A 24,729-nucleotide genomic window follows, 5' to 3' on the forward strand; every position below is an offset into this window, starting at 1 on the left:
ACCGTCATGTGTCCGCCGCTCCGCTAAACACGGGGGCTGCGCGGCGGACACGCCGACGTCACCGCAATGCCACGCCATTTTGCAGAACTTGACGCACACAACTGAACACGGCGGCAAAGCCTCCTCTCGTCAACGACATAGTTCCTGGCCTTCGGCCCGCATCGCCCAATGCCTTGGTATGAGTCAAACAGCCGGACCGTCTGATCGTGTCGCTGCGTCACGACATTTATATTTGCATGTGTGAATACCATCCAAACTATCAATGGAGTTACTGAAATGAAAATGACAGTCCTTGCTGTCGCCGTGTTTGTTATTACAGCAGGAAGCGCCACTGCCGGAAGCGACCACTATGGATCAAACGGAGCCCAGCAGCCTGCGACTGCCTCTGACAACATGTATACATCCTCGATCCAAAAAATGAACAACGATATCGGGGTGCCGAAAACCGCACGCAAGCCGACTGTTCCCAACGATGAATATGGCCAGGGCATCTGGGGTCACTGATCCCGACCTACAGAAAAATTTGAAGGACCGGGGCGTGACCTCGGTCCCTCCGCCGTATCGGCGAGCCGACTTCTCTCTTGCGCGTCGATCCCTGCAATGCGACTTGCCATTTACGTGGCTCAATTTGCACCACGTCGACAAAACGTCTCGCCTCCGACCTATTTGGCGGGATTCGTGCGGCAGCTTCCCGGAAAATCGTCGTGAGGAAGACCGATTGCTCCGGCGTTATTCGCCAGTCTATTGGCGCGACATCGCAGTCGTGGCTCAGAGCACTGCCATCCCGCCGTCGACCCGCAGATTGATGCCCGTGACGAAACTGCTCGCGTCCGAGGCAAGGAACAGAGCAGCTTTTGCCAGCTCTTCCGGCTGCCCCATCCGGCCCAGGGGTATTGCCTCCGCCATCGCCTTTTCAAACAGCCCGCGCTGCTCAAACGGTACGCCTAGCTTATCGAGAATAGCCGTATCCACCGGACCTGGGCTGAGCACGTTGACCCGGATGCCGCGAGACTTCAGTTCGATCGCCCAACCGCGCGCAAAGGCATTTATGGCCGCCTTCGAGCCCGCGTAAACAGCATGACCGTCCAGAACCTTCTCGCTGGCCAGCGAGCCTGTGAGGATGATTGCGCCGCCATTCCGCATGACCGGAATCAGCTTCTGGACGCCGAAGAAGACGCCCCGCGTATTGACGGCAAATTGCGCATCATATTCTGCCTCGGAGACGTCGGCCGAGTGCGTGATGGTGTTTATGCCGGCGTTCGCCATATAGATGTCGAGCGCCCCGAACCTCTGGCGGATCTGTTGCGCTACCTCGTCATGGTGCGACACGTCGGCCACATTTCCCTGAATGCCCAGCGCGCCTGCCCCGATCTGTGCGACCGCTTCCTCGACCGCCTGCCGCCGGCGGCCGGTAATGACGACTTGCGCGCCCTCGGCCGCAAAGATTTTTGCAGCCGATAGTCCGATCCCGCTGTTTCCGCCGGTGACCACTGCGATCTTGCCCGAGAGTGCGCCCATTTCGTTCCTGCCTTCGAAAAATAGTGCCGGTGCTGCTGCGATAGTCGCAACTGCTCGCCAAGAAAATTTCACGCCGAATTGAGACCGCCAAAATGAGCGGCAATCGCAAACGGCTACCGATTGATAAACTCCCGGCGCTTAGCCAGTTTGACGTCTTGGAGAGCGCTTTGGCCTTCAAGGCAGAACAAGCGCGCGGCGGCGACCCCCGACAGCGCGACGTACTGTCGAACGCCGGCGATCGCCTCCGCGCTGCACAGGCGCAGTTGCCCGAGTGGCAGCCGTGGCGCAGCATATGTTTCGCGCCTCTGCCAGCGCTCCAGCTCGATGGCGCAGTGGTTCGGTTCCACAATCCGGGACATGAGCCGACAGAACCAGCATTCAGGCCACCGCTCGGCTATGCGAGCGCACAAGGTTTGACCTGGCGCGCCACCCGAAATGCGGTTCAGGGCGCGCGAAATATTGCCAAAGGTGGTCATCGGCGGCTCCAAGGAATTGCGGAGAACATGCGGTCGTGACTGAGGGCGTGCTATCCTTTGATGAAGGCGAGCAGGTCAGCATTGACCTGATCTTGGTGCGTGGCCGTGATCCCGTGGGGCGCGCCGGGGTAATAGATATCCTTTGCGCCTTTGATCAATCGGGCCGACTTGACTGCCGAGTCCTTGACGGGGACGATCTGATCGTCCTCGCCATGCAGGACGAGGGTTGGTACGTCGAACTTCTTGAGGTCCTCGGTAAAATCGGTCTCGGAGAACGCCTTGACGCTTTCGTACGCGTTCACGAGACCCGCCTGCATGCTCCAGAGCCAGAACTGATCCAGAGTCCCCTGGGAAACCTTGGCGCCTGGCCTGTTCGCGCCATAAAACAACGGTGCGAGGTCCCGGTAGTACTGCGAACGATCCTTGACGAGGCCAGCCCTTATGCCGTCGAATACCTCGATCGGCAGACCTTCCGGATTGGCCGGCGTTTTCACCATGATCGGCGGAACAGCGGCGATAAGAACAGCCTTGGCCACCCGCTTCGTCCCGTGCCGTCCGATATAGCGAGCAACCTCGCCTCCTCCGGTGGAATGGCCGACCAGCGTGGCGTCCCGGAGATCCAGCGCCTCGATCACGGCTGCAAGATCGTCCGCATAGCCGTTCATGTCGTTGCCGGACGTGGCCTGGCTCGATCGGCATGGCCGCGCCGGTCATGCGCAACGACCCGAAAGCCGTTATGGGCAAGAAAGAGCATCTGGCCGTCCCAGGCGTCGGAATTCAGCGGCCAGCCGTGCGAGAACGTGACGACAGGACCCTTGCCCCAATCCTTGTAGTAGATTTCGGTGCCATCCTTGGTCGTGATGGTGCTCATCGTCTTGGTTCCTTTGATTGAGGGGAAAGAGGGAAGGTTTTGTTTTCGGCTCGTTGCCGAAGCAGCGCGGGGCAGTCCGGCGGCTGCCGTAGAGATCAGGCCTGCCAACAAGACATCGCGGCGAGATCCGCCGACGGAGAAAAGTCCGTCTTTGTTCATCATATCCATCCATGTGCTTTGAGCATCCTGCTCACCATCACGACCGTCGAGTCGGCCTGTGCGGTCGCGTTCGGGGAGGAGCGAGCGAGGAGCGGTAGAAACGCGACGGTCGTGATGGCTTGCGAGGAACAGGATGCATCGATCCGGGCCGCGAACCTATTCTACGGAAGCATCTGTCATACGATGCCAAAGTGCAGGGCAGGCACGCCGAAGATAGGGCCGGGCTGAGGCAAGCTCTTATAGACACACGTCAATTTAGGCTTGGGTAGCGGCGCGGGGACCGACGCGGCATCGCCGGCGTCAGTTGCTGATGCATGAAATGTTGCGAGTTTGTCGGTCAGACTGGCGCCGCCAAAGAGCGCCGCTCAGTGGTAACGATGTTTGGCGCGGGCCTTGCCGCGAAACACCAACAGGACCACCGATGTACATCAGGATCACCCGCAGCAGCACGAGCGTACCAACAGGCAGGAAGGCCTGGGCGCGCTGAGAAAGCACCTGAAATGGCCGGGCGCGCCGGGCGATCCTATTGGATGGGGCATGGATCGGCTTGTGCCAAATTCTAGACCTCGCGCATCGGCGCGGGCAGCGTTTCCCACGCCCGGATCAGCTCACCGATGGAAGCGGCTTCCATCTTGCGCATGACATTGCCGCGGTGAAGCTTGACCGTCACTTCACTGATGCCGAGGTCGAAGGCGATCTGCTTGTTGAGGCGTCCGCGCGCCACTTCACGCAGGACCTCGCGCTCGCGCGGCGTCAGCGTCCCGACGCGCTCGATATTGCGCTTGACGATCACGGCATCCGCCCGCCGCTTGGCATCCACCGCAATGCCGGCGATCACAGCGTCAAGCAGCGTCTGATCCCGCACCGGTTTGGTGAGAAAGTCCACGGCGCCGGCCTTCATCGCCTGGACAGTCATCGGGATGTCGCCATGCCCGGTCAGGAAGATGATGGGTTTGGGGTTGCCGTTTTTCGCAAGATGGTGCTGCAGATCGAGACCGCTCGTCCCCGGCATGCGCACGTCGAGGATCAAGCAGCCGGGGCTCTCCAACACGTCGGCGTCAAGCAATTCACGGGTTGAGGTAAAGCACACCGGCAGGAAACCCGCCGACAGGATCAATTCAGACAGCGCCTCCCGAACAGAGGCATCATCATCGACAATAATGACCAGCGGCTGCTCGGCTTCAGCCCTTCGCTGCTGTGATGATGGCGCCGATCTCGGTAAGGGCAATTGGTCAACTCTCATGTTTAGCCTCCGTTTCTGGGTTGCGTAAAGCGTCGCCGATCGCCGCAAGCAGTGCCTGGCCATCGAACGGCTTGCGGAAAAGCCCGCCAATGCCCTTGGCGCGGTGCTGATCCACTATCTCGTGGCGGCCGGTGATCAGGAACACAGGCAGGTCCGGACGCGCCTTCTTGACCAAGTCACGAAGTTCAAAGCCGTCCATGCCGGGCATCCCGATGTCGGTGATAAGCATGTCCAATCCAGACAGGCCGCTGACCAGCAACGCCCCCGCCGACGAGAAGCTGCGGGCCACATAGCCGGCGGACTCCAGAAGGTCCTCCAGCGACTCGAGCAGTCTTGGGTCATCGTCGACAATCGCCACGACAGGCCTCCGCTTGCTCACGCTCAGCTCCCCCCTGCCCTGCGCGAGTGCGTGATCGGTATTCCCAATCGCTCGGCGATGCGCACTAGGTCGGCGAGCGACGCCGCGACCATCTTCTGCATGACGTTCCTTCTATGAATTTCCAGCGTAACTTCGCTGATCCCCAGTTCAGCGGCGGCCTGCTTGTTGAGCAAGCCGCTGACCACCAGCGGCAGCACCTCACGTTCGCGCGGCGTCAGCTCGAGATAACGTTGCTTCAACACGCCCAGCTCCGCGCGCTCCGATCGCTGTACCCGATCCTGGGCAATCGCCGCATGGATTGCGGCCATGAGGTCTGCATCGCTGAAGGGCTTAGTCAGGAAATCCACCGCGCCGTGCTTGATCGCACGCACCGAGGACGGGATATCGCCATGTCCCGTCAGGAAAACGATCGGCGGATGATCGCCCTCGGCAATCTGCCGCTGCAGATCGAGGCCGTTAATATCCGGCAACTCGATATCGAGGATGAGGCAGGCAGGGACGTCCGGCTTGTCAGCGCGGATATAATCGCCCGCCGATCCGAACTCTACGGCACGCATGCCATGTGCGGCCAGCAGCTCACTGAGCGCCTCCCGGATGCGTTCATCGTCATCTACGATGAAGACAATTTGGCCGTCCGTCGTCATGACGCCGCTTTCGCTTCAATCGGCAACGTGAAGATAAACGTCGCTCCACGTGGTTCGTTCTTCTCGACCCATAAATGCCCGCTGTGCGATTCGATGATCGAACGGCAGATCGCCAGTCCCATGCCCATCCCTTGCTCTTTCGTGGTAAAGAACGGTTCGAATATCCGGTCGGGAAACTCGACGCCCCGGCCGCGATCTCTGACTTCGGTCTGGACAACATCCCCGATATGGCGCACGCGGATGCTGATAACTCCGTCATCCGCACCAGAGTCCATCGCCTCCATGCCGTTGCGGATGAGATTGACCAGAACCTGCTGGATTTGGACGCGATCGAACGCGACTAGCGGAATGTCGCTTCCGACATCAACGCTGATGCGAACGCCCCGCCGCATCGCTTCCTCGGTCACGAGGTCGCGTGCCTCTGCGATGACACTGCTGAGCGTCGCATTGGTCCTCGTCTCGGTGGATTGCTTGAACAGCGCCCGAATGCGGCCGACGACGTCCGCCGCCGAATTGGCGTCCCGTATAATGCGCTCGGCCGTAATCTTCGCGCGTTCGACGTTCGGCGGGACGGCGCCCAGCCAACGGTGGCATGCATGGGAATTGGCGACGATCGCGGCCAGCGGCTGATTCACCTCGTGCGCGATCGAAGCGGAAAGCTCGGCGAGACTTGCAGCCTGAGTGGCTTGCGCGAGTTTGTCGGAGGCTTGTCGCAGCGCTTCCTGGGCGCGCACCTCTTCGTCGATGTCGAGGGAAACCCCGTACCATTGCACAACCGCCCCGTCTTCATCACGCCGCGGCTCCACCCTGCACTCCGCCCAGCGATAGCCATCTGTTTCGCGCCAGCGAAACCGCATCGCGGAACCGCCGCCTGTTTCGAAACAGCTCAGCAACGTGCGCAGCACCTCGGGAGCATCTTCGGGATGAACCAGTTCTTGCAGCAATTCCTCGATGCGCGGCTCTCCGAGTGTTTCGAAATTGGCGATGACGGCGCGGAAATGGTCCTGGTATCGCTTGTTGAAGTAGACCGGCCCGCCGGTCGGCACCGCGCTCCAAATGCGGACCGGCACAGCGTCGATCATCTGCTGAAGCTGCAATTCGCTCCGCCGCAGCGCCTCTTCGGCTTGCATCTGATCGTCTATGTCGTGACAGAGGCCGTACCACTGCACGATCAGGCCAGCGTGATCGCGCATCGGCTCTGCCCGGCTCGACATCCAGTGATAGACGCCATCGGCGCGGCGGAGGCGATACCTCATGGAGAAGCGCTCGCCGGTAGCAAGGCAGTGACTGAGCGTATCGCCGAATGCTGCTGCGTCGTCCGGATGGACGGTGGCCGCTATCATCGCCGCCAGCCGGCCGATGCCCTGTTTGTCCAAATCCGTCACGTCAAGGCCGAGAAAGTCGACCATTCGCTTGTTGAAAAAGGTCGGCTCGCCGTCCGGCGTCAGGCGCCAAACGTGGCTCGGAACCATGTCGACAAGCTGCGAGAGCTCCCGCTCCCGGTCGCGCAATGCCTCCTGCGCGCGCACCTCATCGTCGATGTCGATGCTGGCCGTGTACCATTGCACGATCGCCCCACTCTGGTTCCGCAGCGGCTCGGCGCGGCCCTCCCTCCAGCGGTAGACACCGTCAGCGCGACGCAGGCGATACCGTATGGGATAGGGTTCGCCGGTGGCGAGCGAGCGGCTGAGCCATTCTCTCATCCTGGGTCCATCGTCGGGATGGACGGCTGCCGCGACTACGGTCGCCAGGCGGCTCGTGCCCGGCTTGTCCCAGCCCGCGATGTCGTTGAGGCCGATGTAGTCTGTCGTGCGCTTGCTGAAGAAGGTTGGTTCGCCGTTGGGCGCCATACGGGCGATGTGAGCGGGGATCATTTCGACCAGCAACGAGAGTTCTCGCTCCCGCTCCCGCAAGGTCTCCACACTTTGGCGCAAAGTGAGCACCGCCGCCTGATGCTGCCTGGAAATGGCGGCCACGACGAGCGCCGAAAATGCAGAGATGGCCAGAAAAAGCTGCAGCATGATCTGGTTGTGCTTCTGGGACTCGGGATCGCCGGCAAATTGGCTGGCGCCGGATATCGTGAATACCGCCGTGATCAGAGCGAGAACGGTCAATGCTACGGCGGCGCCTCGGAACTCAAAGCGCACCGCGGCCCAAAGAAGAGGCGGCATGATGATGTAGGCGAAGGGCAGATAGCCGCTCAAGGAAAGGGCGGCGATACCAAGAAAGATCAGCCCCAGGACGCAAGCTTCCATCCACCGCGCCGCCGAGAGCTGCGCCTTGCCGCGCCAGTTCTGGAACACGACCAGCGCCAGTGGCGCTACGATCAGGACTCCCGTCGCGTCTCCGATCCACCACAGCGGCCAAGCCGTCGCAAAGGTTTGCGATTGTATGCCAAACCACGCAAGCGCCGCACTTCCCACCGTCGCGCTTGCAACTGGCGCAACTCCAGCGGCCAGTGCGACGAATGCGAGAACGTCCCGCAACGTTTCCAGCCGAACTGCGCGCTTGCAGGTCTGGTTCACAAGCCATGCGCCGGCCACCGCTTCAAGAGCGTTGCCGGCAAAGATCAGGAAGGCCGCGGGCAGCGGAGTGTGGAACCACAAGAAGTTGCTGAACAGTTCTGCCAGACAGCCCCCCAGCACCCACCACGGCCAGCTATACCTGGAGGCGAAGACAAGCGTAGCGATGAAAAGCCCGCTCGGAGGCCAAATGGAAATCCCTGTTCCAGGTATGATTGCGAGCGACTGGGCGAAGCCGCAGCCCAGGACATAGGCCGTAATAAAAAGTCCCAGATGCAAGAATTGGGGACGGTGCGACCAGGCGCGCGACAACCCGCCTCTTTCAAGATCGCTGATCAGGTTGCCGCGAATCAGGCCCGGTTCATTCGTCGCGAAAGGTCGGCCACTACCCGGTCCGGATCGGTCCAAGTCATGCGTTAACGCGAGCGTTGCGCTGGAATCGGTCTCGCCAAGGGAGTTGGGCGCTGTCGTCATCGGGTGCCCCTGACGGACAAACAAACTCTGGAGATTGTCGGCGCTTCGTGTAGCACTTGCTCTTGATAGCTGGACTGGGCTGACGGACTCACGTCGCCACCCTAATCCCGCCACGCCCCAACCGCACCTCATGGAAATCCATGCATTGCACGGGGCGGCGGCGCCCCTTCACCGAGAGCCGAAAAAACCAAGCGCTTACTGAGCGCCGCCAGTTATTGCGCAGCTTTCGCTTCAACCGGGAGGGTGAAGATGAATGTCGCCCCACGCGGCATGCTATTCTCCGCCCAAAGGCGTCCGCCGTGAGACTCGATGATCGAACGGGAGATCGCGAGCCCCATGCCCATTCCGTTCCCTTTCGTTGTAAAGAACGGCTCGAATATCTTGTTAGGACGTTCGATACCCGGGCCTCGGTCGCGGACCTCGGTCTGGATCGTGTCCTCTATCCGGCGCACGCGCATTCCGAGAACCTTGTCGCCCGCCGTGGTGTCCATCGCCTCCATGCCGTTGCGAATGAGGTTGACCAGGACCTGCTGGATCTGGACGCGATCGAACGCAACCAGCGGAAGGTTGCTTTCGACGTCGATGTCCATGCGAACGCGACGCCGCATGGCTTCCTCGGCCATAAGGTCACGTGCTTCGGCAACGACGCTGGGGATCGGTGTGCTGGTTCTCATTTCAAGCGAAGGTCTGAACAAGGCACGGATGCGGCTGACGACATCCGCCGCCGAGTTGGCATCGCGGATGATACGCTCGGCCGTGATCTTCGCGCGCTCGACGTTCGGGGGCTCGGCGGACAGCCAACGGTGGCATGCGTTGGAGTTGGCGACGATGGCGGCCAGCGGCTGGTTCACCTCATGAGCGATGGATGCGGAGAGTTCGGCAAGGCTCGCCGCCTGGCTCGCACGCGCAAGTCTCTCTTGTGCCAGCCGAAGCTCCTCTTGTGTCCGCATCTCATTTTCGATGTCGAGGCAGATAACGTTCCACTGCACGATGGCGCCTTCAGCGTTGCGCATCGGCGCGGCGCGCGTCTCGACCCAGCGATATTCACCATCGAAGCGCCGCAGACGGTGCCGTCGCGCATACGGCTCGCCTGTGGACAGACAATCGGCATATCTCTCTTTGACACCTGTCAGGTCGTCGGGATGAACACCGGCGTCGAGTGTGCCAGCCAGCCGGGACTTTCCCGCTTCGTCCAATTCCTCAAGATTGTATCCGAGGAATTCGCGGAGCTGCTGGCTGCGATATATCGGTTCGCCATCCGGCGCGGCGCAATCGATCATTGCCGGCAGCGTTTCAACGAGCTGCCAGAGAGCCCGTTCTCTCTCGCGCAGCGCCTCTTCGACGCGCAGCTGATCGTCGATGTCGTGCGTAAGGCCGTACCATTGGACGATGCGTCCACCCTGGTCCCGCAGCGGCTCCGCGCGGCCCTCCATCCAACGATAAACGCCATCGGCACGGCGCAGGCGATACTTCATGAAGAATCGCTCGCCGGTGGCAAAGCAGCTGTCGAGTGCTTCCCTCAGGCTGGCTGCATCGTCGGGATGGACTACGGTGGCAATGAAGGCCGCCAGCCGGCTCGTGTCCGGCTTTTCCGCGTCCGCTATGTCGAGGCCGAGAAAATCTATCAGGCGCTTGTTGAAGAAGGTCGGCTCACCGTTGGGAGACAGCCGCCAGAGGTAGCTCGGAACCATGTTGACGAGTTGCGAGAGCTCTCGTTCCCGGTCGTGCAACGCGGCTTGCGTGGTCACCAGGTCATGGATGTCGACGCTCACGCCGTACCATTGGAGAATGCTGCCATCTTCGTCGCGCAGCGGCTCGGCGCGAGTCTCGGTCCAGCGATAGCCGCCGTCGGCCCGCCTCTGGCGATATCTCTGAACGTAAGGCACGCCCGTTGCGAATGAATGGCGGATCGCCTGCCGTGCGGTGTCGATATCGTCTGGATGGATCACGCTCAGCGACGGCGAGCCGTCCGGGGCGGTGATGTCGTGGAGCGTGGCCCCGGTTACATCGGTGAACCGTTTGTTGACGTAGGAAGGCGTCCCTTCCCGTGTCGTACTCCAGATCAAAGCGGGCACGGTGTCGATCAGCTGCTGAAGGCGCCGCTCACTTTTGCGCAACGCCGCCTGCGCGCGCACCTCATCGTCGATGTCGAGGGAAACCCCGTACCACTGCACGACCGTTCCGTCGTCATCGCGCCGCGGCTCGACCCTGCACTCAGCCCAGCGATAGGTGCCGTCTTTTTCGCGCCAGCGAAACCGCATCGCGGAGCCGCCGCCAGTTTCGAAACAGGTCAACAACGTGCGCTGCACCTCGGGCGCATCTTCGGGATGAATCACCTCGTGCAGCAACGTTTCGATTCCCGGCTCGCCGAGCGCGTCAAAGTTCGCGATAACGGAGCGGAAATGGTCCTGGTATCGCTTGTTGAAGTAGACCGGCCCGCCGGTCGGAATCACACTCCAGATGCGGACCGGCACCGCGTCGATCATGTGCTGAAGTTGCTGCTCGCTCTGCCGCAACGCCGCTTCGGCGTGCATCTGATCGTCTATGTCGTGACAGAGGCCGTACCACTGGACGATGCGGCCAGCGTCATCGCGCATCGGCTCCGCCCGGCTCGACATCCAGCGATAGACGCCATCGGCACGGCGCAGGCGATAGCGCATCGCGAAGCTCGCACCGGTAGCGAAGCAACCACGGAGTGCATCGCCGAATGCTGCCGCGTCGTCCGGATGAACGGCGGCCTGTATCATCACCGCCAGCCGGCTCATGCCCGGTCGGTCCAGATCCGCTACATCGAGGCCGAGAAAGTCGACCATGCGCCCATTGAAGAAGATCGGCTCGCCGTCGGGATCGAGCCGCCAGATGTGACTCGGGACCATGTCCACGAGCTGCGAGAGTTCCCGCTCCCGATCACGCAATGCTGACTCGGCCCGCTTCTGATCCTCAATGTCTATTGTCGTGCCGTACCATTGAACGATGCGCCCCTGGCTATCGCGAAATGGTCGTCCTGAGCTTCGAAACCAGCGATAGACGCCATCGGCGCGCCGCAGACGATGCTCGGTATCATAGGGATCGCCGGTTTCGAGGCAATGCCGCCATCTGGCGACTACAGGATCATAATCGTCGGGATGGACGGCTCGACGCCAGCCGAAATCATCGTCGTCTTCGGAAGTGTTGAGATCCTCATGCATGTTGCCGAGGAACGCCAGCGTGTTTGGGCTGACATAGGTGAATCTTCCGGCGGCATCGGCTGCCCACGCGTGGCCGGGCATGCTCTCGATGATTTGCAGCGCAAGCGTTGCTTCGGGGTCGATTTCGCCAAGTGAGTTGGACGCTGCTGTCATTGGCTTCTCCTGTCGGACAAAAAAGCCTGGGGACGGTCAGCGCTTGATATAGCACTTGTTTTCAATATCTGGACAGGCGAACTCACCGCCTAAATCTAGTTCCGCCATGCCTCGGCTGCATCTCATGGAAATCCATGCATTGCGCGGAGATATCGCCGCTACGGGGGCCCTGACGATGGCCTCGCGCGAGGAGCGACGCCGATCGATGCATCAACACCTACCACTGGGAATACGAGCCGGACAGGTAAGACGCTCGGCTGCCTCTTCGTCGGCTGCAGAGTGAAACCGGAAAAACCTCTGCATTCGTCATCCCTGTCTCGTCCGGTTAACACGGCTCATGAGATGATCTGGAAGCCTCTCCCGACTAATACATCTGTTCCAAAGTATAGGGCGTGGACGCGGTTTTAGTTCTGCGGAGCGGCTTGGCGGCCGAGCAATTGTTTGGCGACAATGATACAGGGCGCAGCGACCGCGAACAGCAGGACGAGCGCGAAGAAAGCTTCGTCGAACGAGATCGTGGCGACCTGCTTCTCAAGCGCGCGCTGCAGCAGCGGCAGGGCGGCCTTTGTCGCCGCAGTGCTGTCGACACTGTTCGCCAGAGCGTTCGCAGTTGCTCTCAAGCGCTGGTCTACGGCTGGATCGCCATTGACGAGGTGGGACGCCAATATCGTCCGGTTGTGGACATTCTGGTGATCAATATACGTTTGCAAGAGGGCTGTGCCGGTCAAACCGCCCACCTGCTTGCCGAAGTTGAATAGCCCGATGCCAAACGGCAGCGCATTGGCGGCAAGGCCCTGCAGCGTAACCAGCGTCAGTGCCACGAACAAAAGGCCGAGGCCGAATCCTCGCAGCAGCAGAGCAAGGGTCAGGTCCGGTGATCCGCTACCGCTCGTCGAAGCGGACAGCAGCCACATGGCGCCTGCGAAGAGCAGAATGCCAAATGGCGCAACCGTGATCGGGCGCATCCCGGTCCTTTGGATGACGAAGCCGGACAACAGAACCTGATCGGTAGTTCGTACTGAACCTCAGCACAGGTCGTATTATCAGTCAGCCGGATTCCTCAGGCGCGCGAACGTGCCGGCGCGAACCTCCGTATTGCCGAAGACCGTGGCAGCAATGATCGCAGAGAGCGCCCTCTTGAAGAGTTCGGTTGTCTTAACGTTCACCTATTTTGACAAGCGCGCAACACGCATTCGCTGTGCGCAGTTGCGACGGTTCATGAAAAGCAACCCGCTATCTTGCCGCCGGCTAACGCGGTGCGACACGCAGCCCGGCGGCATCGAAGAGATGCATGCGCTCCGGCGGCAGAGCGAGGTTGATCGGCGGCCCTTGCGATTCAACGCCCTGCTGCTTGAGAACGGCGATAAGTTTGCTGTCGCCGGCAATGGTGGCGTGGACAACTGTTTCCGGTCCCAACGCCTCGGCCAGCGTTACCCGCGCTTCCACCGATCCCTTGCCGCCATTCGAAAGTTGGATGTCGTGTGGCCGGATGCCAAGCGTCGCGTCGTCTCCCGGTTTCAGCGCGACCCCGTCGGCGGCGATCGAGGCCGACAGCCCGCCTGGACCTTCGACACGCACCTCGGCGCCGCTTGCCGAACGCACCTTCACCGGCAGCAGGTTCATCCGCGGCGCGCCGATGAAGCCGGCGACGAACAGGTTGGCCGGCGCGTTGTAGAGATCGAGCGGCCGGCCGACCTGTTCGATCCGCCCCGAGCGCATGACCACGATGCGGTCCGCCAGCGTCATCGCCTCGATCTGGTCATGGGTGACGTAGACCATCGTGGTTGCCAGCCGCCGGTGCAGGCCCGCCAGTTCAGCGCGCATGGTGATGCGCAGTTCGGCATCGAGGTTGGACAGCGGTTCATCGAGCAGAAAGGCGGTCGGATTGCGCACCACCGCACGGCCGATCGCCACGCGCTGCTTCTGGCCGCCCGACAATTGACCGGGCCGGCGGTCTAGATAGGGAGCAATTTCCAGCATGCGCGTCGCTTCCGTGATCCGCGCGTCGATCTCGGCCTTCGGCATACGAATGTTTTCAAGCCCGAAGGCGAGGTTCTGGCGCACGCTCATGTGCGGGTAGAGCGCGTAAGACTGGAACACCATCGCCAGACCGCGTTGCGCGGCCGAAACGTTGGTGACGTCGACCCCGTCGATCTCGACCTTGCCGTCGGTCGGCCGATCGAGCCCGGCAATCAACCGCAGCAGCGTGGACTTGCCGCAACCCGACGGGCCGACGAGGACCAGCATCTCGCCGTCACCGACGTCGAGGTTGATACCGTGCAAGATCTTCATCTTGCCGTAAGCGCGATCAATGTTGGTCAGCGTTATCCGTCCCATGACATCCTCACTTCAGCCCGGTGCCGGCAATGCCGGAAGTGATGTAACGCTGCAGGAAGACGAAGACGAGGACGACGGGGATCATCGTCACCACGGTCATAGCCAGGATGTAGTGCCACTGCACGTTTAGCTGGCCGGCATAGGTGTTGAGGCCGACCTGGAGTGTGTAGAGTTCCTTGCGCGACAGCACCACCAGCGGCCACAGAAAGTCGTTCCAGCGCCAGACGACCGAGAAGATCGCCAGCACGGCGAGCGCCGGTGCTGCAAGCGGCAATACGATGCGCCAGTAGATCTGCCATTCGGAAGCGTTGTCCATGCGCGCCGCATCGAGCAGCTCGTCGGGGATGGTCAGCATATATTGGCGCAGCAGGAAGACGCCGGTTGGCGTCGCCACGGTCGGCAAGATCACGCCCCACAGCGAATCGAGCAGTCCGACGGCGCCCACCACCGAATAGAGCGGCACCAGGATGACCGACAGCGGCACCATCAGCGTACCGACGATCACAAGCATCGTCAGATCGCGACCGCGGAACTTGTATTTCGACAAGGCGAAGGCGGCCATCGAATTGGTGAGCAGCGTGATCAGCGTTGCCATTGCCGTCACAAAAACCGAATTGCGCAGAAAGCGCAGGAAGTCGAAATGGACGAAGGGCTCGGTGTAATTCTCCGTCGCGAAGCCGATTTCGCGCACCGGCTGCCGGTCGGCGATGTTGACCTTCACGATATCGTTCGGCGCCTGCGGATCCACCATTTGCGCCACGATGCCGATGCGCCGCACCTCGGCCAGCACCTTGGTCGAACCATCCGGCAACTTCACCCTGTAGAGGGTCAGCAGCTTGTCGTAGCCTTCGACCCTCGCGTGTTGGCTGACATAAGGCATTATGGTCGGCGGGAACTCGGCGAGCTGTGCCGGCGTCTTGAATGACGAACCCACCAGCCAGACGGCCGGGCCGAACATGATGACAACGCCGCCGAGCAGCCACAGCCAGCTCACGATATCCGTCCAGTGCCAGCCGCGACCGCCGCGCCGGCGGGTCAGGAATGTCATCACGCCGCTCATTCGCGGGCTCCTTTCCGCTCACCCCGGCGTCCGACCTGCAGCTGAACCAAGGTGAGCACGACCAGCACCAACCCCATCAGGATCGAAGCCGCCGAAGCCAGCCCCGGATTGCGCAGCAGGGAGGCGAAGCCGATCTCATAGATGTACTGCGTGATATAGAGGGTTGAGGTTCCCGGCCCTCCACCCGTCAGCACATAGACTTCGTCGAAGATCTGCACAGCGCGGATCAGCGCCAGTACGATGACGACAAGCAGATTCGGCATCAGCAGCGGCAGCGTGATGCGCCAGAACACCCGCGCCGGCTTCGTGCCGTCCATCTCGGCCGCTTCGTAAAGGTCGCGCGGGATCGCCTGCAATCCGGCAAGCAAGATCAGCGTATAGAAGCCCATATGTGCCCAAACCGAAACGCTGACCGCGGCGGTGAAAGCCCAGAAACGGTCTGTCAGCCAGTTGTGCGGCTCGCCGCCCAGATCATGGACGATCAGGTTGAGCAGGCCCTGGCGCTGCAGGATCCAACGCCAGATCAGGCCGGTGACGACGGGCGACAGCAGCACCGGAAAGAAGAACACCGCGCGCCAGAAGCTGCGCCCGACGATCTCGCGGTTGAGGATCAACGCTGTCGCCATCGACACGACCGTCATCAGCGCCACCTGCACGACGACGAACAGGCCGGTATTGTGCACGGCCTTCCAGAAGAGATCCTCGTGGCAAGTGGCAGTGTCCAGGTAGTTGCCGCAATCGAGCAGGCGCTGATATTGCTCGAGCCCAACATAGGTTCGGTCCTGCAGGAAGTAGGCCGTTCCCGACGTGGCCGAATAGAAAAAGTTGATGATCATCGGCACCAGGACGAAAATGCCGAAGATCGCCATGTTTGGGGCGAGGAAGAACGCGGCCATGCCGCCGGTGCCCGTCGCTCGCTGCCACAACTTCAGCGGCACGTTGACGATCGACGCCAGCCACACGACCGGCGCCGCGAGGGCGGCGCCAATCCATGCCTTCAGTGTCGCGGCGGTCACTTCGCCTCGGCAACTTTGTCGGCGATATCCTGGTCGATCCTGCCCCAGGCATCGTCGAGGCTGAGCTCGCCGGCCATCACCTGGCTGACGCGCGTCACCAGCGCGGCGAAGTAAGCGTTGGCCCACTTCCACGGCGGCAGCGCATCGGCCGCCGGCAGGGTTTCAGCCGCCGCCTTGACGAACTTGTCGAGCGCCGGACCGACGTTCTTGTCGGCCGAGACCCATTTCAGCCCGCCCTTGTCTACGACGCCCTTGTGCGCGGGCAGAAACAGCGTGCGCTCGCTGAACTCTTTCACCACGTCTTCACGGGCTAGATAATCCATGACCTTGGCGACGTCCTTGGGATTTTTCGTGTATTTGATGGCGACCAGCGCCGCGCCGCCCTTCACGCCCGAACAGCCTGCGGTACCGCAAGGCGAGCCGGTCGCCACCCAGTCGAAACTATCGCCGATCTTGGTCGATAGATTGGCGACCTGCCAGCTACCCGAATAATAAAACGGGATCTGGGCGTTGATGAAGTCGTCGGCGGCCGCGCGATAGGTCGAGCCTGCCGCCGAAACCCAGGTATCCTTCAGCATCAGGCCCTTGGCGGTCCAGTCGACGAGCCTGCCGACGAAAGCCTTGGTGCCGTCGTCCACTTTCGCCGGCATGCCATCGGGGCCGATATAGTTCGCTCCGAAGGAGACATTCGGACCCGAAATGCGGTGACCGGAACGGTCGATGGCGAAGGCAGCCGAAAGCTGCTGGCTCTTCGCCACCTCGGCGGCGGCGTTGATCCAGTCGTCCCAGGTCGCCTTGTCACCGGGCAGCGGCACGCCGGCCTGTTCGAACAGCGTCTTGTTGGCGAAGCCGCCGGTGAGCGTGAGCTGGGTCATGAAACCCGGGATGGCGTTGGAGCCGTCGGGGCGCATCCAGTCCAGCGTGTCAGCGAAATTGTCCTCCCAATATTTCGGATCGGCCACCAGTGGCCTGAGATCGAGCCAGTGCTGGGCAAGCTCCTTGATGTTTGTGACGCGGGCGATGTCCGGACCCTGGCCGGCTTCGAGCTGGATGGGCAACTGCTCCTGGATCACCTTGTAGGCGACGTTGTCGAGCGTGACGTGGATGTCGGGATTGTCCTTCATGAAGCGGTTCAGAATGTCCTGGATGACATCGCCCTCGACACCGTCCGAATACCACATGATGCGCACGTCGCCGGCAAACGCGCTGGTCGATGCGAGCAGGCTGACCGATAGCGCGGCCAGCAAAGTGCGGGTCTTATTCATGCTTCGTCTCCTCCTTTAGCGGGGCGGCGCCCCGATGGTTCAAGCCTGCTACGCCCTCCTCCTCTTGAGCGTCGCAGCCGATCTCCTCCCTACTCTCTGTGCTTCATGCGCATCGCCTCACCGCGCACGGTCCAGTTGGCCGGATCGAGTGTACGTCCCTCAGCCACGATCCTTGCGTCGGCGAGGAAATGCACCGTGCCGTATTCCGGATCCTCGACGATCAACTCGCCGTCGGTACCTGGCCGCACCGACAGGTCCCCAAAAACGGCTGTCCAGGCGTCGAGGGCCGGCCGATTGGCATTCCGGTCACCGAGGCGAACGATCCATGTCGTCCTGCGTCCCGCCGCCCGCAGCTCGTTGCCGGCGGTAGGGCCGGCCACTACCTGCGTGAGCGGAACATCCGTCTTCAGCATGACGAAGGCGTCGCCCGACTGCGCGAACGCCCGATCGCCACCCACTTGCACGGCATCGAAGGCACGTGCGGGAAACCAGGCGTGCGTGAAGTCGGGCTGTTCATCCGAGCAGGAGAAGCTGACGACTGCGAGGTCGCGGTATTGGTGAAGCCGGGGCAACGTGCCTGAGCCACCCCAATATGATGGTCTGCCGTATCCCGACTGCAGCACTTCGCCGGGGTGGTTGATCCAGATCTGCGCATCCGGATTCTTGCCCAGCCGGGCGTGAATGACGGTCTCCTGATAACCCCATTGGTTCCAGCGGTAGCCAGCGGCGCTGCCCATCGCATGGTCGCGCGTCTTGTAGTGGTAGAGCCGCGCGAAGCGATCTTGTCCCTGCGCAAAAGTCCATTCCCACGCCGTATCGTCGGTGAGGGAAGCAATTGCTGCCAACCCGTCCGGAACGCTCAAATCGTGATCCCGCAGGCACAATGCCAGCTGCGGCAGCGCGTGAAAGCGCATGCCGTAGTTGCCCTTGCCCCAAAGCATGCGGCAGATGCCGGATAATTCCAGGGAACGCGCGGCGCGCAGCGTGTGCTCATAGGAGCGGCCCTGCGCCCCGGTGAGGATGCCGCGATGCGCCGAGCGGGCGACGATTTCAAGCAGGCGTATGATTGCCTTGCCGGCACGTTCGGCGATGTCCTTGTCCGGGGCCAGCGCGTAAAGCGCGCACAGGCCCTTGAGGTCGATCGGGAAATAAGGCGCCGAGTTGAACTCGGCCATCTCCCATGCCTCGAAATGGTCGAGCCAGGCGCGTACACGCGCGGCTCCAACCGCGGACTGTTCGCGGCCAAGGCGGCCCGACCGCACGAACCGCACATCAGGCAACAGGCCCCCGGCAATATAGGCGGCGGTGTGGAAGAGCAGCGCGTGGTTCTCGGAGAAGTACCACTGCACATCATTGCCGGGCTCGTCCATCCAGTAGCGATAGCCGAGGATGGCGTTGTCGACGCGCGCGCGCAGGCTCGCTTCCAGCCGATCGCCATAGGCCTTGCGGCACCACAGCAGCGGCACCAGGATGAAGTCGGCGCAATCGTGACAATCCTCGATCGCCGGCAGCGTGCCGGAGATCATGGCGTCGGTCTCGGCGCCCTGCCGCCCGATCGCCAGGCGCGCCAGCGCGCGCACCGTATCGGCCTCGGCGTGACCGGCGACCTCGCGCAGGGATTCATCTATACGCGCGGTAAGCGTTTCCGGCGCATCGCCCTGACGGCGCGCGTGGCATATCTCGACGCCGAAGACACGCGATACGGCATGGTCTGCGACCGTCAGCGCCACCTTGAAATGGCGAAAGTCGGCCGGCAGCTGCTCGGTATCGGCGATCGGCAGCCGCGTCTGGCCCGCCGGCAGATCGAAGGCGAAGCGCACCGGCGTCTCGATCGACATGAAATCGCCTTCGATCTCGATCTCGACTTGCGCGTCGCGCGGCAGGGCCACGCCGGTGACGAGCGCCACCTCGCCGCCGTCATAGGCGGGACGGTCGAAATGCATGTCGTCAAGGGCTGCTTCCATCGCATCGGCAACGCCGCTCTCGACTTCGATCGGCAATGCCACCGAAGCAGCCGGACCGGACAGATAGTCGAGCTGGAAATAGTAGCGGGCGTCGCGCTCTGCGAGATCGTCGAACCATATCCGGACGTCGTTGCGGCCAGCCTTCAGCGCGATCTTGAAATGCTCTGCACTTTCCAGGTTGCGGCCGTAGGGCGCCATCCAGCCGGCTTCCTCGCCATTGGCAAAGAGTGTGGCGCCGCCGCATGTGCGCAGCCGCACCAGCGCCTCGCCAGTCGAGGCCGCCTCGATGGTGGTCTCGGCCCAGGTTCCAAGCACCGTCGGCCGGAACCAGAAGCCCGATAGATCGATGCGCGGCGAGGCGAAGGGCAGCCAGATGCGCTCGGCGCCGAATTCGGCGCTGACCTGTGGTCGCTTGCCGCGTCGTTCCGCTGCGAACTGCGTGCGGCACGGATATTCATGGGGAATGAAATTCTTGTGCTTGGTCAGGAAGAAGAAGGGATCCATCTCGCCTTGCATGGGCTGGTCGGCCACGTCGTAGCGTTGCTCGGCGATAGACCCGAGCCGCCAATAGACGATTGGCTGCCCCGCCATGAGCGGCCGGCGCAGCGTAAAGTCCGTCCGAACGCTTTGCGCGGCCTCGCTCATCGCAAATCCTTCACGGCAACTGGATCGACATCGGTGTAGGCCTGGTTCTCGCCGGTCATGCCCCAGACGAAGGCATAGGGGCCGGTGCCGGCACCCATATGGATAGACCAGGCAGGCGACAGGACGACGTCGCCGTCAGCGACCATCAGGTGGCGCGTCTTGTCTGGCCGGCCCATCAGATGGATTACACGGTCGGCCTCGGCGAGGTCGAAATAGCAATAAGCTTCCATGCGCCGCTCATGCAGATGCGGCGGCATGGTGTTCCACACACTGCCCGGCGCGAGGTCGGTGATCCCCATCAGCAAGAGGCAGGACGGGGCCACTTCGGGATGGATGTACATGCGCAGCGTGCGCCTGTTCGCGCGGGCCTCCTCGCCGAGCACAAGCGGCCTGGCTTCGCTGCTGACGATGAGACGGTGCGCAACATTGGCGCCGGCCGGCACCGAGTTCATGTAGAAGCGTGCCGGCCTCTCCGGATCGTCGCTCTCCAGCGTCACCTCACGCGCTCCGCGTCCGACATAGACGATGTCGCGGTTAGCCACGTGAAAGCGCCGGCCGTCCACCGCGACCGCGCCATTGCCGCCGAGATTGGCGATGCCCATCTCGCGCGCGTCAAAGAAGAGCGGGGTGCCGACTTCGGCCCCGTTGCCGAATGCCAGCGGGTTGGCCAGCGGCACCGCGCCACCGACGATCATGCGGTCGACATGGGTGTAGACGAATTCGATCGCGCCAGGCCGGAACAAGCCGTCGACGAGGAACTCGGCCCTCAGCCGGTCCGTGTCCATGCCGGCAATATCGCCCGGCGACGCGCCATAGAGCGCCCGCATCATGCCGCCTCCACCTTCGACTGCAGATGCCGCGCCCCTTCGGTCAGGCACAGAATGGCCAGCGCCTGCCCGTAGCCCGTCGGATGGATGGGTATATCGCGATAGAACTGCAGGTCGGCGCCCATGCGTGTGCCATAGGACACGTTCGCCACCACACCTTTGTCATCGATGTTGGCCACCACGGCTTCCAAGGCGCGGAGGCCGGCGGCACGGCACTCTGTCGAGCCGATTCCGAGCCGCGCGGCCTTCATCAACCCGTAGCCGAAGCCGGCCGTGGCGGAAATCTCCTCGTAAGATGTCGGGTCGTCGAGCAGAGTGTGCCATGCGCCCGAACCTGCCTGCACCTCGAGCAGGGCGTTGATCTGCGTGTCCAGCACGCCGAGCAGATAGGCCCGGACCGAAGGTGCAATTTCGGCGAACTCCACCAGTTCCAGGATGCCGACGGTAATCCAGGCATTGCCTCTCGCCCAACGCGCGCGGGCGAAATTGTGCCGTCCCGCGAACGTCCAGCCGTGAAACCACAGCCCTGATGCCGGGTCAGCGAGATAACGGGCGTGGACCAGGAATTGCCTTTCTGCTTCCTCGACGAAGCGACGCTGGCCGGCAGCCTGGCCGTAGGATGCGAGGAACAGCGCCACCATGAACAGCGTGTCGTCCCACAATTCGTCGTCGTTGACCCGGTCCGAAACATCATGCTGGAAACCGCCTTCGGGCGTCCGCGGCAAGGCGGTGGCCACCCGCTCGGCCCATTCGCGCAGCACCGGCTCGAAGCGCGGCTGGCGCCGGCGCCGCCACAATTCGCTTAGCGCCAAAAGGGGCGCGGTGGTGTTGACGTTCATCGCAGGGAGACCGGCAGCGATGCGTCGGTCGTACCAGGCCTCGATCGTCTGCAGCAGCCGATCGTCGCCGGTCTGCGCCCACAGCCGAACCAGCCCGTAGAGCCCGACGCCTTGCGGCCATTCCCAGCTGTCGAAGCTGACATAGTCGCCCGGCGTGCCGTCGAGATTCGGCTCATGGAACCGCCCGTCATGACGCAAGCCGGTCATGCCGGCCACAAGGCTGGCAAGCACGGAATTCAGGCGTTCGGCCGATAGCGGCATCACTCCTCCCGTTTCTCCCGCTTCATCGGAACTGTTTCACAGCCATTTTTCTTGCGCAATCTGAAAATTTTTTGCATTAATCGGATGACTTTGCCGGAGGTGACGGAGCGGATGAATATCCAGGGCAAGCGCGCCCGCCCCAGCCGCCGCATTCGACTTGAAGAGATAGCGGCGCGTTGCGGCGTGTCGGTCAGCACCGCCTCCCGTGCGCTGAGCGGCGTCGGCGGCGTGAGGGACGAGCTTCGCACCAGGATCATCGAAACGGCGAAGTCGATGAACTATGCCATTCCCGCCTCGGTTGCCGGCCGCAAGGTCATCCTGGCCGCAAGCAGCGTGGCAATGGTGGACAGTGCCCGCAATCAGTTCACCTACCATGTCCTTGATGGACTCAACGAGCGCGCCCGGTTGCTGGGCGTCGAACTCGTGACCCGGCCGGTTTCGGCGCCCGAGGACGAAATAGCGCTGCTGCGTGAATCCGAGCGCGACGACAGCGTCGCCGGCTGCCTGTTTCTGACGCTGGACGATGACGATGTGCTGACGCTGACAGCCGGATTCGCCAAGCCGATCGTGCTCGTCAACGGCGACGATCCCTCGATGCGCCATTCGAGCGTGACGCCCTGCAATCGCTCTGCCGCCATGCTTGCGGCGCAGCATCTGATCGGCCTCGGCCACCGCCGCATCCTGTTCCTGATGCGGCGTGGCCGGCGCACGATCGAGCGGCGCTACGAAGGTTGGCGCGACGCGCTGATCACAGCCGGCATTGCCGGCTTCGACGACTTCGTGGTCGAGGTGCAGGACTGGCTGCCGGAACTTGCGAGCAGGGCCGTGACCGAGCGCATCGCGGCCCGTGGCCTCGATTTCACCGCCGTGCTGACGGCCGGCGACAGCTTGGCGTTTGGTGCCATCGCCGGCGTCCAGGAGGCCGGATATTCGGTGCCTGGCGATGTGTCCGTGGTCGGTATGGACGACTTGCCGCTCGCTGCCTTCTGCAACCCGCCGCTGACGGCGATGCACATTCCCATGCGCGAGATCGGATCGGCGGCGCTTAGCCTGCTGCTCGACGATATGGCCCATTCGGGGTCGCCGCCGCGTCGCGTCGAACTTGCCTGCAATCTCGTGGTGCGCCAGTCGACGGCACCAGCCCGAAGCGGCGCCGGCGGTCATCAACTGGCCTCTTGAGCGCGCGACTTGCCGCCAGCAAAGAGCAGCGGCAAACCCTCTTGCGTCTGCAGTTCAAGGACACGTCCAAGCAGGATCATATGGTCGCCAGCCGGGAAGCGGTCGGCGACGCTGCATTCGAACCGCGCCAGTGCGCGCGGCAGCAATGGCACGCCGTGCTCGCTCCACGACAGGTCAAGATCGGCAAAGTCCGTCCCCGACTTCGAAAAACGCCAGCACAGATCGATTTGATCTTCCGCCAGCACGTGAATGGCGTAGTGCGCGGAATTGGCGAAGGCTTCGAACCGGCGCGAGTGGCGGCCGATAGACCAGAGCACCAGCGGCGGATCGAGCGACACGGATGAGAAGCTGTTGGCAGTGATTGCGACCGGGCCGTCGGCCGTGCCGGTGGTGACGACCGTGACGCCGGTGGCAAAGCGCCCGAAGGCATTGCGCAAAAGGCGTGGATCGCACACGACATGCTCCATCAGCGGCGCTCCCCCGTTCCCAATGGTGTCGCCGGGATCCGTTCCGGCACCCGGCCATAGGCGTGCGGGAGCGAGCATGTCTTGAGCTGGGGCAGCACCTTGGTGCCGAAATGACGCGCCTCGTCGAGATGCGGGTAGCCGGAAAAGATGAAGGCGCGGATCCCCAACTTCATATACGCTTCGATTTCCGACAGAACCTGATCGGCCGAGCCCACGAGCGCCGCGCCGCAACCAGAGCGCGCCCGCCCGACGCCCGTCCACAGATGCGGCTCGACATAGCCTTCGGCATCGGCGATCTGGCGGTTCCTGGCTTGGTGCGATACGCCGAGCGATCGGGCGTCGAGCGCGCGCTCGCGGATCGCCCTGCCCTGCTCGTCGTCCAGCTTCGAAACCAGCTCCCGGGCATATTCCTTTGCCTCGGCCTCGGTATCGCGCACGATCATGTGGACGCGCAGGCCGTAGTCGAGCGTCCGCCCATGGCGCTCGGCGCGTTCGTGGACGGCCTTCATGCGGCCGGCAAGTTCCTCCCTGGTTTCCGGCCACATCAGGTAGACATCGCACTGTTCGGCGCAAAGCTCGAGCGCGTCGGGCGAATAACCGCCGAAATAGAGCAGCGGGCCGCCATTTTGCTGATAGGGCTTCGCTGGCGCCGTCGAGAGTCCTTTATAGCGATAGACCTCGCCCTCGAAATCGATGCTGTCCCTGGTCCAGGCCTGGCGCAGGATCTGCACAACCTCGCGCGAACGCTGATAACGGTAGGCGCTGTCGGCTGTCTCGCCCGGAAAGTCCGACGAAATGATGTTCACCGTCAGCCGGCCTTCCAGCATGTGATCCAGCGTCGCAATCGTGCGCGCCAGCATGATCGGCTGCATCTCGCCGCAGCGCACAGCGGCGAGCAGATTGATCTTCGAGGTGATCGGCGCGCAGCCGGCTACGAAGCTCAGCGTGTCTTGGCCGACCTGATAGGACGACGGACACAAGATGTTGCGGAAACCTAGTTCCTCGGACGTCTTCACGATCTCGGAGCAATGCGCCCAGCTCGAGCGCAACGCGCCGTCCGGCACGCCGAGATAGCGATAGTCGTCCGAGCAGAGTGCGGCGAACCACGAGACTTCGGCTGCATCGAGATCCGGCGAGGTGATTGGGACGATGCTCATTGCCACTCTTCAAAAAGAAGCCCGGGCCATTCTTCAAAGAGGTCCGGAGCTGCGAATAGGGCTTGCGTAGCATTCGTTTTGGTGT

The 24,729-nt window shown here is 62.5% G+C and carries 19 protein-coding genes and 1 pseudogene; 2 read left to right on the forward strand and 18 right to left on the reverse strand.

The window, feature by feature from the left end:
- The first annotated feature begins 276 nt into the window (after positions 1-276).
- Complete coding sequence (locus NKI29_RS08975) at positions 277-504, forward strand: DUF680 domain-containing protein (protein ID WP_352571370.1); 228 nt, start codon at positions 277-279, stop codon at positions 502-504.
- A 264-nt stretch (positions 505-768) separates the two neighbouring features.
- On the opposite strand, the gene NKI29_RS08980 is transcribed toward NKI29_RS08975, so the two are convergent.
- The 16 genes and pseudogenes from NKI29_RS08980 to bglB all read right to left on the reverse strand — a co-directional run bounded on the left by NKI29_RS08980 (position 769) and on the right by bglB (position 21,841).
- Positions 769-1,518: a glucose 1-dehydrogenase gene (locus NKI29_RS08980; RefSeq protein WP_023674202.1), complete on the reverse strand. Its 750-nt coding sequence runs from the start codon at positions 1,516-1,518 to the stop codon at positions 769-771.
- 113 nt (positions 1,519-1,631) lie between these two features.
- Entirely contained in the window at positions 1,632-1,994 is a 363-nt protein-coding gene (locus tag NKI29_RS08985) for a hypothetical protein (RefSeq protein ID WP_352571371.1), read from the reverse strand.
- 50 nt (positions 1,995-2,044) lie between these two features.
- Positions 2,045-3,024 (reverse strand): annotated as a pseudogene (locus NKI29_RS08990) (alpha/beta fold hydrolase).
- A 559-nt stretch (positions 3,025-3,583) separates the two neighbouring features.
- Entirely contained in the window at positions 3,584-4,267 is a 684-nt protein-coding gene (locus tag NKI29_RS08995) for a response regulator transcription factor (RefSeq protein WP_352796224.1), read from the reverse strand.
- On the reverse strand, positions 4,257-4,646 hold the full coding sequence (locus NKI29_RS09000) for a response regulator (RefSeq protein ID WP_023716983.1): 390 nt from the start codon (positions 4,644-4,646) through the stop codon (positions 4,257-4,259). The genes NKI29_RS08995 and NKI29_RS09000 overlap by 11 nt, the downstream gene beginning before the upstream one ends.
- Positions 4,647-4,648: 2 nt before the next feature.
- Complete coding sequence (locus tag NKI29_RS09005; protein ID WP_352795995.1) at positions 4,649-5,290, reverse strand: response regulator transcription factor; 642 nt, start codon at positions 5,288-5,290, stop codon at positions 4,649-4,651.
- Entirely contained in the window at positions 5,287-8,124 is a 2,838-nt protein-coding gene (locus NKI29_RS09010) for a sensor histidine kinase (RefSeq protein ID WP_352796226.1), read from the reverse strand. Before NKI29_RS09010 ends, NKI29_RS09005 begins: the two co-directional genes overlap by 4 nt.
- 374 nt (positions 8,125-8,498) lie before the next feature.
- The gene (locus NKI29_RS09015) at positions 8,499-11,627 is read right to left on the reverse strand and encodes a PAS domain-containing protein (RefSeq protein ID WP_352795996.1); all 3,129 of its coding nucleotides are present in this window, start codon (positions 11,625-11,627) and stop codon (positions 8,499-8,501) included.
- A gap of 404 nt (positions 11,628-12,031) precedes the next feature.
- Complete coding sequence (locus NKI29_RS09020) at positions 12,032-12,592, reverse strand: MFS transporter (RefSeq protein ID WP_352795997.1); 561 nt, start codon at positions 12,590-12,592, stop codon at positions 12,032-12,034.
- 283 nt (positions 12,593-12,875) lie between these two features.
- Entirely contained in the window at positions 12,876-13,964 is a 1,089-nt protein-coding gene (locus NKI29_RS09025) for an ABC transporter ATP-binding protein (protein ID WP_023674193.1), read from the reverse strand.
- A gap of 7 nt (positions 13,965-13,971) precedes the next feature.
- Positions 13,972-15,024 (reverse strand): carbohydrate ABC transporter permease, encoded by a 1,053-nt coding sequence (locus NKI29_RS09030; RefSeq protein ID WP_352795999.1) that lies wholly within the window; start codon positions 15,022-15,024, stop codon positions 13,972-13,974.
- Positions 15,021-16,040, reverse strand: a complete 1,020-nt coding sequence (locus tag NKI29_RS09035; protein WP_502896655.1) for a carbohydrate ABC transporter permease — start codon at positions 16,038-16,040, stop codon at positions 15,021-15,023. The genes NKI29_RS09030 and NKI29_RS09035 overlap by 4 nt, the downstream gene beginning before the upstream one ends.
- Complete coding sequence (locus tag NKI29_RS09040) at positions 16,037-17,305, reverse strand: ABC transporter substrate-binding protein (protein ID WP_352796001.1); 1,269 nt, start codon at positions 17,303-17,305, stop codon at positions 16,037-16,039. Before NKI29_RS09040 ends, NKI29_RS09035 begins: the two co-directional genes overlap by 4 nt.
- Positions 17,306-17,394: 89 nt before the next feature.
- Positions 17,395-19,914 carry a hypothetical protein gene (locus tag NKI29_RS09045; protein ID WP_502896656.1) on the reverse strand — a complete coding sequence of 840 codons (2,520 nt, stop codon included), beginning with the start codon at positions 19,912-19,914 and terminating at the stop codon, positions 17,395-17,397.
- Entirely contained in the window at positions 19,911-20,744 is an 834-nt protein-coding gene (kduI, locus tag NKI29_RS09050) for a 5-dehydro-4-deoxy-D-glucuronate isomerase (protein ID WP_352796002.1), read from the reverse strand. Before kduI ends, NKI29_RS09045 begins: the two co-directional genes overlap by 4 nt.
- Positions 20,741-21,841, reverse strand: a complete 1,101-nt coding sequence (gene bglB, locus NKI29_RS09055) for a beta-galactosidase BglB (RefSeq protein ID WP_352576542.1) — start codon at positions 21,839-21,841, stop codon at positions 20,741-20,743. Before bglB ends, kduI begins: the two co-directional genes overlap by 4 nt.
- 111 nt (positions 21,842-21,952) lie before the next feature.
- On the opposite strand from bglB, the gene NKI29_RS09060 reads away from it, so the two are divergent.
- Complete coding sequence (locus NKI29_RS09060) at positions 21,953-23,020, forward strand: LacI family DNA-binding transcriptional regulator (protein ID WP_352796004.1); 1,068 nt, start codon at positions 21,953-21,955, stop codon at positions 23,018-23,020.
- Here NKI29_RS09060 and NKI29_RS09065 read toward each other — a convergent pair.
- Positions 23,005-23,487: a flavin reductase family protein gene (locus tag NKI29_RS09065; protein ID WP_023674185.1), complete on the reverse strand. Its 483-nt coding sequence runs from the start codon at positions 23,485-23,487 to the stop codon at positions 23,005-23,007. The two genes, NKI29_RS09060 and NKI29_RS09065, sit on opposite strands and share 16 nt — an antisense overlap.
- Complete coding sequence (locus NKI29_RS09070) at positions 23,487-24,644, reverse strand: LLM class flavin-dependent oxidoreductase (RefSeq protein WP_352796006.1); 1,158 nt, start codon at positions 24,642-24,644, stop codon at positions 23,487-23,489. Before NKI29_RS09070 ends, NKI29_RS09065 begins: the two co-directional genes overlap by 1 nt.
- Positions 24,645-24,729: the final 85 nt, after the last annotated feature.

Source organism: Mesorhizobium sp. M0678 (assembly GCF_040320505.1).
Taxonomy (GTDB): Bacteria; Pseudomonadota; Alphaproteobacteria; order Rhizobiales; family Rhizobiaceae; genus Mesorhizobium.

Bases quoted from the DNA above. Each gene is read 5' to 3' on its own strand.
- NKI29_RS08980 (WP_023674202.1), bottom strand. From the start codon at position 1,518: ATGGGCGCACTCTCGGGCAAGATCGCAGTGGTCACCGGCGGAAACAGC.
- NKI29_RS09015 (WP_352795996.1), bottom strand. From the start codon at position 11,627: ATGACAGCAGCGTCCAACTCACTTGGCGAAATCGACCCCGAAGCAACG.
- NKI29_RS09030 (WP_352795999.1), bottom strand. From the start codon at position 15,024: ATGAGCGGCGTGATGACATTCCTGACCCGCCGGCGCGGCGGTCGCGGC.
- NKI29_RS09060 (WP_352796004.1), top strand. From the start codon at position 21,953: ATGAATATCCAGGGCAAGCGCGCCCGCCCCAGCCGCCGCATTCGACTT.
- kduI (WP_352796002.1), bottom strand. From the start codon at position 20,744: ATGATGCGGGCGCTCTATGGCGCGTCGCCGGGCGATATTGCCGGCATG.
- NKI29_RS09070 (WP_352796006.1), bottom strand. From the start codon at position 24,644: ATGAGCATCGTCCCAATCACCTCGCCGGATCTCGATGCAGCCGAAGTC.
- NKI29_RS09020 (WP_352795997.1), bottom strand. From the start codon at position 12,592: ATGCGCCCGATCACGGTTGCGCCATTTGGCATTCTGCTCTTCGCAGGC.
- NKI29_RS08985 (WP_352571371.1), bottom strand. From the start codon at position 1,994: ATGACCACCTTTGGCAATATTTCGCGCGCCCTGAACCGCATTTCGGGT.
- NKI29_RS09045 (WP_502896656.1), bottom strand. From the start codon at position 19,914: ATGAGCGAGGCCGCGCAAAGCGTTCGGACGGACTTTACGCTGCGCCGG.
- NKI29_RS09065 (WP_023674185.1), bottom strand. From the start codon at position 23,487: ATGGAGCATGTCGTGTGCGATCCACGCCTTTTGCGCAATGCCTTCGGG.
- NKI29_RS08995 (WP_352796224.1), bottom strand. From the start codon at position 4,267: ATGAGAGTTGACCAATTGCCCTTACCGAGATCGGCGCCATCATCACAG.
- NKI29_RS09040 (WP_352796001.1), bottom strand. From the start codon at position 17,305: ATGAATAAGACCCGCACTTTGCTGGCCGCGCTATCGGTCAGCCTGCTC.
- NKI29_RS08975 (WP_352571370.1), top strand. From the start codon at position 277: ATGAAAATGACAGTCCTTGCTGTCGCCGTGTTTGTTATTACAGCAGGA.
- bglB (WP_352576542.1), bottom strand. From the start codon at position 21,841: ATGCCGCTATCGGCCGAACGCCTGAATTCCGTGCTTGCCAGCCTTGTG.
- NKI29_RS09025 (WP_023674193.1), bottom strand. From the start codon at position 13,964: ATGGGACGGATAACGCTGACCAACATTGATCGCGCTTACGGCAAGATG.
- NKI29_RS09005 (WP_352795995.1), bottom strand. From the start codon at position 5,290: ATGACGACGGACGGCCAAATTGTCTTCATCGTAGATGACGATGAACGC.